Source organism: Pedobacter lithocola (genome assembly GCF_042650845.1).
Classification (GTDB): domain Bacteria; phylum Bacteroidota; class Bacteroidia; order Sphingobacteriales; family Sphingobacteriaceae; genus Pedobacter; species Pedobacter lithocola.
The window spans coordinates 1,154,569-1,168,077 of record NZ_JBHSBW010000007.1 but is presented as its reverse complement, the minus strand read 5'-3'; the positions used below and the strand labels follow the sequence as shown (position 1 = coordinate 1,168,077).

Here is a 13,509-nt window from a genome sequence, read left to right as displayed (position 1 = left end):
TACAGCGGACAGCGTGTTAAAATGCCAAAATAATTATTACAATGTTCTCTAATAAAAAAGGGCAATTTTCTTCAATAGAAAAGTGCCCTTTTTTAAATATTCTAGATTAACTACCAGAATTTAACATAAATCAGCGTGATTAAAAGTAAGGTAACTACAATTAAAACCAATGTAGATGGCGCAACTTTAAACATCGATTTATCTAATTCGAATGCTTTTGGATTCACCTTCGGACCTAATAAACTCAATCCAACCATCACAATCATAGTAAACAGGAATGATAAACCCATACAAATTAAGAATGGAATTTCATAAATACCATCTTTGTTTAAGTATGCTGTATATAAGAAGTTTTCATGTCCAAACCAGGTTGGTGCGTAGTTGTTAAACACTACCGAAAGCAAAAAGCCAGTTACTAAACCAGCAATGGCTGCAGTACCTGTTGTGCGTTTCCAAAACATCCCTAAAAGGAACATTGCAAACACACCCGGACTAATAAAACCCGTATATTTTTGAATAAAGGTAAAACCTCCCTCGCCACCTATTCCTAATAAATCATCCCAGGTTAAAACAACCGACATGGCAATCGCTACGAAAATACTTACCCGACCAACGATAACTAATTTTCTATCATCGGCATTTTTATTAATATATTTTTTGTAAATATCTAAAGTCCAAATGGTTGAAATGCTATTTGCTTTACCTGCTAATGAGGCGACAATAGCTGCAGTTAATGCGGCTAATGATAATCCTTTTAATCCGTTAGGTAAGAAAGTTAACACTGCAGAATACGCATTATCTGCAATAACCTTTCCGTCGGGTGCCATTTCATGTTGCAATGCACCATTTCTGTGCAAAACATAAGCTGCAATACCAGGTAACATAACAATAATCGGCATACCCAATTTTAAAAATCCTGCGAATAGAATTCCTGTTCTTGCTGTTTTTAAATCTGCACCAAGCGCTCTTTGAGTTATGTATTGGTTACAACCCCAATAATTTAAATTCACAATCCACTGACCAGCAAAATACATGGCGATACCAGGCAGAGCCAAATATTTATTCACGTATTCTTGCGATGAATTTGCATCTGGCTTAGCCAAAATCATTTTAAAGTGGTCTGGAGAATCCTTCATCAGCATTTTAAAACCTGCAATAGCATCTTTACCTAATCCGAAATGATCGCTCACCATTGTTAATGCAATGTAGGTTGTAACTAAACCACCAGCAATTAAAACGATAACCTGAATTACATCTGTAAAGCCAATTACTTTCATTCCACCAAGGGTGATGATTAGCGAAAATGCAGCCAAACCTATTACAATATATTTAAAATATGCGGGATCTACCATGCTACTAATTGCAATAGAACCGAGGTATAAAATGGATGTAAGGTTTACAAAAATGTAAAGGAATAACCAAAATATAGCCATAATTAAACTTACCGTTTCATTGTACCGCGTTTGCAAAAACTGCGGCATGGTAAAGATTTTATTTTTTAGGTAAACCGGAATAAACCACACAGCTACAATGATTAAAGCGATAGCGGCAACCCATTCGTAAGCTGCAACGGCCATACCTACTTGAAAGCCCTGGCCACTCATACCAATAAATTGCTCGGCAGAAATGTTAGAGGCAATAAGTGATGCACCAATAGCCCACCAGGTTAAAGAGCCTTCGGCCAAAAAGAAGTCGTGACTACCTGATGTGCCTTTATTTTTCTTTCTACTATAAATCCAAAATCCGTAAGCGGAGATTAGAATAAAGTAAAAGATAAAAACGGTATAATCTACCGTAGAAAAAGTATTCATAATTCGGTTTTATTTGGTTAGTTATTTATAGAAGTTATCGTTCCACTGAAGTTCGTTTCTAAATTGATTAATTTTAGTGTCTTCACCTATGTTGATGTATTCGATGCCAGCAATGTTAGCAAAATCAGATAAATGCTCGGTAGTTAAATTCTGACTGTAAGCGGTATGATGTGCACCACCGGCATAAATCCATGCAGCACAACCTGTTTTCATATCAGGAAGTGGTTTCCAAAGTACTCTTGCAACCGGTAGGTTAGGTAAATCGTTTTTTACTTCTACCGCTTTTACTTCGTTAACCAACAAACGGAAACGATTACCCATATCAATTAAAGATGCATTCAATGCATCACCACCAGCTACATTAAAAACCAAACGAGCCGGGTCTGCTTTGCCGCCAATTCCTAAAGGATGAACTTCCAAGCTTGCTTTACCTTTTGCTAAAGATGCATCAACTTCTAGCATGTGCGAACCTAAAACCATCGAATTTGCCGGGTCGAAATGGTAGGTATAGTCCTCCATAAATGCATTGCCTCCGGGTAAACCTGCACCCATAACTTTACAAGCACGTACTAACGCAGCTGTTTTCCAATCGCCTTCACCAGCAAAACCATAACCATCGGCCATTAAACGTTGTGCAGCAATACCTGGCAATTGAATCATTCCATGTAAATCCTCAAAAGTATCAGAGAAACCTTTAAAATTACCATCTTCTAAAAACTTCCTTAAACCCAATTCTATTTTGGCGGCCTCGTAAACAGAAGCATGTCTGTCGCCACCGGTTTTTAAATCATCAGCAATTTCATAAGTAGCTTCGTATTCTTTTAATAAATCTTGAATAGCTACTTCATCTATTTGATTAATTACGGCAACTAAATCGCCAATGCCATAAGTATTTACCGAAAAACCAAACTTCATTTCTGCTTCTACTTTATCTCCATCGGTAACGGCAACATAGCGCATGTTATCGCCAAAGCGTACAAATTTAGCTCCTTGCCAATCATGCCATCCAGCTGCAGCACGGCACCAGGTATCAATTTGAGAGGCAACTTCATCATCTTCCCAATGGCCCACAACTACCTTTCTATCTTTACGCATGCGTGTAACCATAAAGCCAAATTCTCTATCGCCATGCGCACTTTGGTTTAGGTTCATAAAATCCATATCAATGGTATTCCATGGGATATCGCGATTGAACTGTGTATGTAAATGAAGCAAAGGTTTTTGTAACACATTTAAACCCCTTATCCACATTTTAGCAGGAGAGAAGGTGTGCATCCACGTTACCACACCAATACAATTTTCATCTGTATTTGCGCTTTGTAAGGTCTCAAAAATTTCATCTGTATTTTTTACAATAGGCTTGAATACAACAGAAACAGAGATTTTTTCATTGTAGTTTAATGATTTAGCAACTTCTTCTGCGTGTATTGCAACTTGTTTTAAGGTTTCTTCTCCGTACAAATCTTGGGTACCTGTAATAAACCAAACCTGTAATTTTTTTAAATCAATCATTTTATTGTGGTTAGAAATTAATTATTTTTTCTTTTTCTTTATTTGAAAAGCAGGCTTCGGCTTTTATCGGTTACGATAGTTCTGCTTTCCGTTTTATCCCGATGAAAAATCGGGATGCTCACTCCAATCAGGTTTATTTTACTTCGGTTAACTTATATAACTTAAACCCGACAATAGCGACAGCCTCCGATTTTTTCTATCGGAGCTATAGCGAATGGCGGGACTATGGTTACCGAAGCATTACTGCAATTGCTTTACAATTTTTTTTGTAATTTTTGAATATGCTCTTTTTTCCTTGCTCCTTCATCCTTGCTCTTAACCTATTGCCCATAATAAGCTCCTTCGCCATGTTTACGTTCATAATGTTTTTTAATAAGTGAGTCTTTTAATCTTGCTGCATTTGCGTTTATCTGCTCAGTAAGTATGGCCATTTGAGCAACAGCTTCTAATACAGCACTATTATAAACTGCTTTTTCAGCGGTTTTACCCCATGTAAAAGGAGCATGGTTCCCAACCAAAATCATTTCGACTTCTTTATAGCTCAAACCCAAACCATCAAAATGATTCATAATTTGGAAACCCGTTTCGTATTCGTAATTTCCTTTAATCATTTCATCATCCATTGGTGGTGCGCAGGGAATGTCAACCGTTAAATGGTCGGCATGGGTGGTACCAAAAATTGGAATTGCCCTCTGTGATTGTGCCCAGGCAGTACCATAAGTAGAGTGTGTGTGTACAATGCCACCAATATCTTCCCAATGTTTATAAAGTACAGCATGGGTTTTGGTATCAGATGATGAGCGTAAATTTCCTTCAACAGTATTTCCATCAAAATCAACAATTACCATTTTTTCGACAGATAAATCCTCGTAAGGAACACCGCTAGGTTTTATGGCAAAAACACCTTTATTTCTATCAGCAGCACTAACATTGCCAAATGTGAAAAGCACCAAACCCAGTTTGGGCAATTGCATATTTGCAATGTAAGCCTGTTCTTTTATATCTTGATAATTGCTCATGATATATATGGTTTTACATCCTTTTTATTATATTTCTCAATGTATCTACCTAAGCCTAAATACTGTTGGTAATGCTGGCGATAAATTTTTGCGTTTTGAACTTGAGGATGATATTCTTTTTCAAAGCCAGTTCCCATTGCTGCCATTGCAGTTTCTATATCAGGGTAAATACCTGCTGCAACTGCTGCAAACATTGCAGCACCCAAAGCGCAGGTATGTTCAAAACGGTGAATGCGAATTGGCATTTCCAAAACATCGGCCATCATTTGCATAATATAGGCCGATTTCTTAGCTACACCGCCAATTCCAATTATTCCTTTTACAGGTACACCTTGATCTTCAAATCTATCAACAATACTTTTGGCGCCAAAACAGGTTGCGGCAGCCAATGCCCTGAAAAATCTTGGTGCATCGGTTCCTAAACTCAAACCTGTTATTGCACCTTTTAACTCTTGATTGGCATCTGGAGTTCTTCTTCCATTTAACCAATCTAATGCCAATTCAGGATAATCATCAATGGGTAATTCGGCTGCTTGTTTACTTAAATTTGAAATTATTTTCTGTTCTAACTCTTCTTTCAAGGCTAGAGCAGTATGCTCATCAATTAGTGCAGATTCGGATAGTAAATTATTTATTGGCCAGCTTATTAAGTTTTTGAACCAGGCATAAACATCGCCAAAGGCAGATTGACCAGCTTCTAACCCAGCCATGCCCGGAATAACCGAACCGTTTACCTGACCGCAAATTCCGTTAACCAGTTTGCCTTCAATATCCTTATTTGGTGCAACCAGAATATCGCAAGTGCTGGTTCCCATTACTTTACTTAAATAATAAGGTTCAATTTGTCCGCCAACGGCACCCATGTGTGCATCGAAGGCACCAACACCAATAATAACATCTGTATTTAAGCCTAATTTTTCTGCCCATTCTGAACTTAAATTTCCCGCTGAAACATCTGATGTATAGGTATCTTTAAAAAGCAATGCTCTGAAACCTTTCAGCAACGGATCTAAAGTTGCAAAAAACTCTTCGGGCGGTAAGCCATCAAATTCTTCTGCCCAAAGCGCTTTATGTCCGGCTGCGCATCTACTGCGTTTCATTTCTTTAACATCGGTTTGTCCGCTTAATAAAAATGGAATCCAATCGCAATGTTCAACCCATGAAACGGTATTTTGTCTTACCTGAGCGTCAACTCTTAATATGCGCAATAACTTAGACCAAAACCACTCTGAAGAATATATGCCGCCAACATATTTTAAGTAGTTAATTGGGAATTTTGTAGCGTGTTTGTTTATTTCTGCTGCTTCTTTTACAGCTGTATGGTCTTTCCAAAGCACAAACATTGCATTTGGGTTCTCAGAAAATTCAGGTTTTAAAGCTAATGGAGTTCCTGTGTCATCAACAGCAACCGGACTAGAACCAGTTGTATCTACTGAAATTGCTTTTACTAAGTCAGCGATTTTCTCACCTCCGGCTTTTTCTATACATTCTTTAATAGTATGTGTTAAACCTTCAACGTAATCTAAAGGATGTTGCCTGAATTGATTTTGAGAGGGCTTACAATATAAACCTTTTTGCCATCGTGGATAAAGAAAAACTGAAGAGGAAATTTCCTTTCCATCCGCGGTATCAACCAGAACGGAACGGACAGAATCTGTCCCGTAATCTACTCCGATTACATAATTTGCTGTGCTCATAACAATAAATAAATGTCTAATTAACGTTTATTTATTTGAATTAAAAAATTTTTGTTGTCTTTGTATCAATATTATAATTGAATGAGGTTTTGTTTCCCGCAAAAATGAGATTGAGAAAAATATTGAATGTGCGTAGTTCAGCGAGTTCTGAGGGAGATAATTTATTTTACTGCCCAGACATCTTGCAGATTTCCGAGGATGTGGTGTTGATAAAGCGACAAAATAATCACGTTTTACCTGTATACCAAAGTTTTACAACGATTTTCTCAAATTTAAGTAGAAGGGAACATGAATTTTTTCTCTAATATTATTTAAAATGCAATTTGCAGCTTCTGTACCAAGCATGGCAAAGTCGGTAGATATTGTGGTTATGCCGTTTAATATTATTCGCTTCAAAGGTGTTTCATTGTAAGATATTACGCCAACATCCTTACCAACTTCCATTTCTTGCGCAAGTAAACGTTCTATAAGCGTAACCAAATCATCTTCCATTAAACTAATATAAACTTCGCCCTTATCAATTTCCTCGACTAAAATATTATCTACAACCTTATGATTGAAAGCATATTGCTGGCAAAATTTATAAAAACCATCTAAAATCTCTTTTGGAAAATATGTGTTTTTAGGGAAGATGATTTTTAAAGTGTTGTATTTTGATAATGGTACAAGCGCCTGTTCCAAAGCATTATAAATATCCTGCGCAAAATTTTCGTAAACTGCTGCATAATCATCGGTAATGCCGGGCAATAATTTATCTAAAATTACAAGCTTTTCTCTAGGTATTGCATTAATAATATCCTGAGCTCTTTCATCCCCTTCGTTAAAATGAGGAATAATTACGTAATGTGTGTAGCCTTCTTTTTTATTATTTATTAGGCTCTTAAAAAGCGAGAAATCGTTGTTGTAAATGTATAAATCTATTGCTGCTTGCTCACCAATGGCTTTGGTAAAAGAATCGTAAATAATTTTTTTATGCGTACTCAGTTTATTAAACAATAAGCATATTTTAAGCTTCCTTGAAAAATCAGTATTAATTACGAAATAGCCTTTGCCTGGAATAGATTCTATAACACCAAGTTTTCTTAATCTTCTGTAACCTTTTTCTGCCGTATCTCTAGATATCTCTAAAAAAAAACTGAGTTCATTGATGGATGGCAGCATATTTCCTTGCTGTATTTTTCCGGTTTCGATAGCATATAAAATTGTATTAACCAGCTGCTTATATTTCGGCGTAGCAGAATACTGATCAATAACAATGTGGCTAACTAAATCTTCTGATTTCAAAACGGGTAATTATTTTCTTCAAATATAATAAAACGTAATTCTTAACAGCATGACAGTACATAACAGTTAAGTTTATTTCAATTTATACATTCGACACACCAAATATAAAACCAATAGTATGCAGGCAATTTTAGGCGTAATTTTTCATTTTATCGGAGGTTTTGCTTCCGGAAGTTTTTACATTCCGTATAAAAAGGTTAAAGGCTGGGCCTGGGAAAGCTATTGGATTGTTGGTGGCATATTTTCTTGGTTAATCGTTCCACCATTAGCTGCCTATTTAACCGTTCCAAATTTCACAGCAATTATTGCCGGTAGTAGCGGAAGTATTTTATGGCTAACCTATTTCTTTGGTATTTTATGGGGAATTGGAGGTTTAACTTATGGCCTAGGTGTTCGTTATTTAGGTGTTTCATTGGGTAGCAGTATTATTCTGGGTCTTTGTATGGTGCTTGGTTCTATTTTGCCATCCATCTATTTCGATTTTTTCCCTCAAGCTGGTAAAGATACTTTTACCATGTTCATTACAACAGATTGGGGAAGAATGGTTTTACTTGGATTATTAGTCTGCGTTTTGGGTATTATAATTTGCGGCAAAGCGGGGATGATGAAGGAAAAAGAGATTAAAACTGATGTTACCGACCCTCACGGAATGGAAGTTAAAACCGAATTCAAATTTGGTTTGGGCTTATTTGTAGGTATTGTATCTGGGGTTTTAAGTGCTTGCTTTAACTTCGGTATAGAAGCTGGCAAGCCTATGGCTGATGCAGCAAATGCAGTTTGGAAAGCTACAAATCCTGCCGAAACAGGCAACTTTCTTTTTCAAAATAATGTAACCTACATCATTGTACTTTGGGGTGGTTTAACCACAAATTTTATCTGGTGTATGGCCTTAAATGCTAGAAATAAGACTTTTGGCGATTATACCAAGGCAAGCACTCCGTTATTAAAAAATTATATTTTCTCAGCTCTCGCTGGTACAACTTGGTTTTTGCAGTTTTTTTTCTACGGCATGGGCGAAAGTAAAATGGGCAATGGTGCAAGTTCATGGATTTTACACATGGCATTTATCATTTTAATTGCTAACGTTTGGGGCTTAATATTAAAAGAATGGAAAGGTGTTTCCAAAAAAACATTCACCACTGTTATCGTGGGGATATTATCCATCATCATTTCTGTACTTATTGTGGGTTATGGAAATTCAATTAAATAAATTTTAGAAAAATAAAATATCAATATAGATGTCTGTTAAAGAAACAAATTATAAGTACGTAAGCTACTTATGGGATGAAGAAGAAGCTGCTAAATTAGCTGGAGATGAAGTTGCATTGTTAATTTACCGCTCAAATTTATTAGGTGCCGATTTACGGTTAACCAATTACGGTGGTGGTAATACTTCATGTAAATTATTAGAAAAAGACCCGCTTACAGGTACAGAAACTGAAGTTATGTGGGTTAAAGGTTCTGGTGGCGATTTAGGTACATTGAAGAAAAGTGGCTTGGCTGCACTTTATGTAGATAGATTAAGAAGTTTGAAAAACATCTATCGCGGAGTAGAACATGAAGACGAGATGGTTGAATTATTTAACCATTGTATTTTCGATCTTAGCTCTAAGGCACCTTCAATTGATACTCCGTTACACGGATTTTTACCCTTTGCACACATCGATCATTTACATCCTGATGCCGCTATCGCCATTGCAGCAGCTAAAGATGGCAAGAAAATTACCGAAGAATTGTTTGGTGGTACAATTGGTTGGGTAGAATGGAAAAAACCTGGCTTTGAATTGGGTTTAACCTTAAAAAAATGCTTGGATGAAAATCCAGGTATTCGCGGTATCATGTTGGGTTCTCACGGTTTATTTACATGGGGCGATACAGCTTACGAAAGTTACATCAACACTTTAGAAGTTATCGAAATTTGCTCTGATTATCTAGCCCAGAATTACGGCAAAAGAGGTTTGGTGTTCGGCGGACAAAAAATAGAAAGTGCCGAAGCGGATAAACGTAAAAATCAGGCTGCTACTTTGGCACCAGTGTTACGTGGTTTATGTTCTTCAAAACAACATATGATTGGTCATTTTACCGATGATGCCCGTGTTTTAGAGTTCATCAATTCAAATGATTTAGAACGCTTGGCACCGATGGGAACAAGTTGTCCGGATCATTTTTTGAGAACAAAGATTAGTCCGTTAGTTTTAACGCTTGCGGCAGATGCTGATTTATCAGATACGAAAGCTTTAAAAGAAACTTTAGAACCTGCTTTCGAATCTTATCGGGCGATGTACACTGATTATTATGAAACTTGTAAACATCCAAATAGTCCTGCAATTCGTGATACAAATCCGGTTGTAATTTTGTACCCTGGTATCGGAATGTTTACTTTCTCCAAAGATAAGCAAACCGCAAGAGTTGCTGCAGAATTTTATATCAATGCCATTAATGTGATGAAAGGAGCGGAGGCCATTTCTGAATATACTTCATTACCTCGTCAAGAAGCTTTTAACATTGAATATTGGTTGTTAGAGGAAGCAAAATTGCAACGCATGCCAAAACCAAAACCACTTACTGGAAAAATTGCCTTAATTACTGGTAGTGCAGGTGGTATTGGAAAAGCAATTGCCAAGAAATTTGTTGCCGAAGGTGGCGTTGTAATATTAAATGATATGAATGCCGAACGTTTGGAAGCTGCCGGTGAAGAATTTAAATCTCAGTTTGGAAAAGATTCTTACGCAACTGCTATTCTAAATGTTACCAGCCAGGCAGATATTAATGCTGCTTTTAATTCGGCCGCACTTGCATTTGGCGGAATTGATATTGTTGTAAATAACGCAGGATTATCAATATCTAAAACCATTGGCGACCATACCGAACAGGATTGGGATTTATTATACGATGTTTTAGTTAAAGGACAATTTTTTATTACTCAGGCTGCAACAAATACGATGCAAAAGCAAAATATTGGTGGCGATATCATTAATATTGTAAGTAAGAATGCATTAGTAAGCGGACCAAATAACGCAGGTTATGGAAGTGCAAAAGCTGCACAGCTACATTTAAGCAGATTAAATGCCGCCGAATTGGGAGCAGATAATATTCGGGTAAATGTGGTAAATCCCGATGCAGTTATCAGCGATAGCAATATTTGGGCGGGTGGTTGGGCCGAAGGAAGAGCAAAAGCCTATGGTGTTACCGTAGCCGAATTGCCTGCATATTATGCAAAACGTACTTTGCTAAATCAAATTATTTTGCCTGATGATATTGCAAATGCATGTTTCGCTTTTGTGGGTGGATTATTACAGAAATCAACAGGAAATGTTTTAAATGTTGATGGCGGTGTTGCCATGGCATTTGTAAGATAATTGAAAATATTTACCACTAAACCAAAGCTTGTTTTAAAGCTTTTAAGATTCTCCTCGGTCTGTGTCCCCACAGACCGATACATAGAATGAAATATTAATTAACCGCAGTTTGTTTTAAGAGCTGTTAACCTATTGAACTAATGAATATCGAATATAACCAAATAGAAAAGCACAATGATTCCCTTTTAACATCTCATCAGCGTAAGCTAAATTTTTTAAAAGAAGAATGGTCGCACGTTGATTTAGAAAGTGTCATTCAAAAACTTGTTGATTTTCAAATCGCAATACCAAGTTGGGCGCTAGGCACTGGCGGAACACGTTTTGGAAGATTTGCCATAACAGGTGGCGAACCCCGAACTATTGAAGAAAAAATTGAAGATGTTGGTTTGCTTCATGCGCTAAACGGAGCAAGCGGTGCAATCTCATTACACATTCCCTGGGATATTCCCCAAAATGCAGAAGCTTTAAAAAATTTAGCATCCAGTTACGGATTAAAGTTCGATGCCATGAATTCGAACACGTTTCAAGATCAGGCTGGAAGTGCACATAGTTATAAGTTTGGTTCTTTACAAAATGTAAATAAAGATATTCGTAAACAAGCAATAGACCACAATATTGAAGTTATAAAACATGGAATTGCATTAGGTTCTGATGCACTAACGGTTTGGCTTGCAGATGGTTCATGTTTTCCTAGTCAGTTAAATTTCCGCAAATCCTTTGAAAATACATTAGAAAGTTTGCAAGAAATTTATTCGGCTTTGCCTGATGATTGGAAAATGTTTGTTGAATACAAAGCCTTCGAACCAAATTTTTACTCAACTACAGTGGGCGATTGGGGGCAATCACTTCTTTATGCATCTAAACTTGGTAAAAAAGCATTTACCCTGGTAGATTTAGGTCACCATTTGCCAAATGCAAACATCGAACAAATTGTTGCTTTGCTTTTAATGGAAGGCAAATTGGGTGGTTTTCACTTCAATGATTCTAAATATGGCGATGATGATTTAACAGCGGGCAGCATTAAACCTTACCAACTGTTTCTAATTTTTAATGAATTGGTTGAAGGTATGGATGCCAAAGGTATGAACCATGCAAAGGATTTAGGTTGGATGATTGATGCTTCTCACAATGTGAAAGATCCATTAGAAGATTTATTACAATCGGTTGAGGCCATCATGATTGCCTATGCACAAGCTTTATTGGTTGATAGAAAATCATTAATTGCCGCTCAAGAAAATAATGATGTTGCTAAAGCACAAGAGATTTTACAGCATACTTTTCGAAGCGATTTAAGAGCATTAGTAGCCGAAGCGAGGTTAAGAGCAAATGCCGCACTATCGCCAATTGGTTTGTATCGCGATTTAAGTGTTCGTACACAATTGGTTAAAACTAGGGGTTTAGGAACAGTTGCAACAGGTTTATAATTAAATAAGAAAACATGCCGAAAGCCGTTGCAGCCATATTTGATGTAGGAAAAACGAACAAAAAATTGTTTTTAATCGATGAAAATTATAATATCGTTTACGAACGTTCTGCCCGCTTTGTAGAAACAAAGGATGAAGACGGAGAGCCTTGTGAGAACCTCGATAGTTTATGTTCTTCGGTTTATGACTCACTAAACCAGGTAATGCAGCTTAAAGAATTTGAAATAAGGGCAATCAATTTTTCTACCTATGGTGCAAGTTTTGTTTATCTCGATGAAAACGGTGAGCCACTAACACCACTATATAATTACTTAAAAGAATATCCGGCAGGTTTAAAGAATCAATTCTATGAAACTTATGGGGGTGAAGAGAAGATTTCATTAGAAACAGCTTCGCCTATTTTGGGTAGTTTAAATTCGGGCATGCAATTGTATCGCCTTAAAAAGGAAAAACCCGAAGTGTTTGCTAAAATCAAATTTGCGTTACATTTACCTCAATATTTAAGCTATCTAATTACAGGTAAAGCTGTTGCCGATATAACAAGCATTGGCTGCCACACACAACTTTGGGATTTTAATAAGAATACATATCACGATTGGGTTTTGGCAGAACAGCTTGAACAAAAATTTGGCGAATTTACCCCTGCAGATTCGAGCTTAAAAACGCTTTTCGAAGGTTTGGAAGTAAAGGTAGGCGTAGGCTTACACGATAGTTCAGCAGCATTAATACCATATTTGGCTAATTTTTCTACACCCTTTATATTACTCTCAACCGGAACGTGGTGCATCAGTTTAAATCCCTTTAATCAGGAAATTTTAAAGGCTGATGAATTAAAGCAAGATTGTCTTTGTTATATGCATTACAAAGGAAAGGCTGTAAAAGCATCGAGAATTTTTGCCGGCTATGAGCATGAGCTTCAGTTAAAAAGAATTGCAGAACATTTTGATAGAGCCGCTTACATTTTCAAGCACCTAAAGTTTAATCCTGCAATGATTTTAAACCTGGCAAATAAAATTCCCGAAAACGCAATACTTCAAACAGAATTTTTTGCTAATTCGGCATTTCCCGATAGAGATTTAAATCAGTTTAAAACTGCTGAAGAAGCTTACCACCAATTGATTTTTGATTTGGTGAAGCAACAAGTTTATTCATTAAAACTAATTTTAAATCAAGGGGTTAAGAGAATTTTTGTTGATGGTGGTTTTGGTAAAAATGCAATTTATATGCACTTATTAGCTACTGCAGTTCCTGATATTGAGGTTTACGCATCATCAGTTTCTCAGGCTACAGCTATTGGAACTGCACTTTCTATTAATGATGCATGGAATTCAAATCCTGCACCTACCGACATGATTCAATTAAAATATTATTCTGCTATTCAACGCAGCGTACAATTATAAACA

Annotated in this window: 9 protein-coding genes; 4 read left to right on the top strand and 5 right to left on the bottom strand. The window is 36.7% G+C overall.

Going from position 1 to position 13,509, the window contains the following annotated elements; all coding sequences use genetic code 11:
- Nucleotides 1–110 precede the first annotated feature (110 nt).
- The 5 genes from ACFOWA_RS07405 to ACFOWA_RS07385 all read right to left on the bottom strand — a co-directional run bounded on the left by ACFOWA_RS07405 (nucleotide 111) and on the right by ACFOWA_RS07385 (nucleotide 7,323).
- A complete protein-coding gene (locus ACFOWA_RS07405; protein ID WP_378983460.1) occupies nucleotides 111–1,811 on the bottom strand; it encodes a sodium:solute symporter family transporter in 1,701 nt (566 codons plus the stop codon).
- Nucleotides 1,812–1,832: 21 nt separating this feature from the next.
- Nucleotides 1,833–3,323, bottom strand: coding sequence for an L-arabinose isomerase (araA, locus tag ACFOWA_RS07400; protein ID WP_378983458.1), 1,491 nt, complete (start codon nucleotides 3,321–3,323; stop codon nucleotides 1,833–1,835).
- Nucleotides 3,324–3,643: 320 nt separating this feature from the next.
- The gene (locus ACFOWA_RS07395) at nucleotides 3,644–4,342 is read right to left on the bottom strand and encodes an L-ribulose-5-phosphate 4-epimerase (protein ID WP_378983456.1); all 699 of its coding nucleotides are present in this window, start codon (nucleotides 4,340–4,342) and stop codon (nucleotides 3,644–3,646) included.
- A complete protein-coding gene (locus ACFOWA_RS07390) occupies nucleotides 4,339–6,039 on the bottom strand; it encodes a ribulokinase (protein WP_378983454.1) in 1,701 nt (566 codons plus the stop codon). Before ACFOWA_RS07390 ends, ACFOWA_RS07395 begins: the two co-directional genes overlap by 4 nt.
- Before the next feature lie 252 nt (nucleotides 6,040–6,291).
- On the bottom strand, nucleotides 6,292–7,323 hold the full coding sequence (locus ACFOWA_RS07385) for a GntR family transcriptional regulator (protein WP_378983451.1): 1,032 nt from the start codon (nucleotides 7,321–7,323) through the stop codon (nucleotides 6,292–6,294).
- Between the two features lie 118 nt (nucleotides 7,324–7,441).
- On the opposite strand from ACFOWA_RS07385, the gene rhaT reads away from it, so the two are divergent.
- The 4 genes from rhaT to ACFOWA_RS07365 all read left to right on the top strand — a co-directional run bounded on the left by rhaT (nucleotide 7,442) and on the right by ACFOWA_RS07365 (nucleotide 13,506).
- Nucleotides 7,442–8,533, top strand: a complete 1,092-nt coding sequence (rhaT, locus tag ACFOWA_RS07380) for an L-rhamnose/proton symporter RhaT (protein WP_378983448.1) — start codon at nucleotides 7,442–7,444, stop codon at nucleotides 8,531–8,533.
- 28 nt (nucleotides 8,534–8,561) lie between these two features.
- On the top strand, nucleotides 8,562–10,682 hold the full coding sequence (locus tag ACFOWA_RS07375) for a bifunctional aldolase/short-chain dehydrogenase (protein WP_378983445.1): 2,121 nt from the start codon (nucleotides 8,562–8,564) through the stop codon (nucleotides 10,680–10,682).
- A 140-nt stretch (nucleotides 10,683–10,822) separates the two neighbouring features.
- Entirely contained in the window at nucleotides 10,823–12,106 is a 1,284-nt protein-coding gene (locus ACFOWA_RS07370) for a sugar isomerase (protein WP_378983443.1), read from the top strand.
- A gap of 14 nt (nucleotides 12,107–12,120) precedes the next feature.
- The gene (locus tag ACFOWA_RS07365) at nucleotides 12,121–13,506 is read left to right on the top strand and encodes an FGGY-family carbohydrate kinase (RefSeq protein WP_378983441.1); all 1,386 of its coding nucleotides are present in this window, start codon (nucleotides 12,121–12,123) and stop codon (nucleotides 13,504–13,506) included.
- Nucleotides 13,507–13,509 lie beyond the last annotated feature (3 nt).

Bases quoted from the DNA above. Each gene is read 5' to 3' on its own strand.
- ACFOWA_RS07375 (WP_378983445.1), top strand. From the start codon at position 8,562: ATGTCTGTTAAAGAAACAAATTATAAGTACGTAAGCTACTTATGGGAT.
- ACFOWA_RS07405 (WP_378983460.1), bottom strand. From the start codon at position 1,811: ATGAATACTTTTTCTACGGTAGATTATACCGTTTTTATCTTTTACTTT.
- rhaT (WP_378983448.1), top strand. From the start codon at position 7,442: ATGCAGGCAATTTTAGGCGTAATTTTTCATTTTATCGGAGGTTTTGCT.
- ACFOWA_RS07390 (WP_378983454.1), bottom strand. From the start codon at position 6,039: ATGAGCACAGCAAATTATGTAATCGGAGTAGATTACGGGACAGATTCT.
- ACFOWA_RS07395 (WP_378983456.1), bottom strand. From the start codon at position 4,342: ATGAGCAATTATCAAGATATAAAAGAACAGGCTTACATTGCAAATATG.
- ACFOWA_RS07370 (WP_378983443.1), top strand. From the start codon at position 10,823: ATGAATATCGAATATAACCAAATAGAAAAGCACAATGATTCCCTTTTA.
- ACFOWA_RS07365 (WP_378983441.1), top strand. From the start codon at position 12,121: ATGCCGAAAGCCGTTGCAGCCATATTTGATGTAGGAAAAACGAACAAA.
- araA (WP_378983458.1), bottom strand. From the start codon at position 3,323: ATGATTGATTTAAAAAAATTACAGGTTTGGTTTATTACAGGTACCCAA.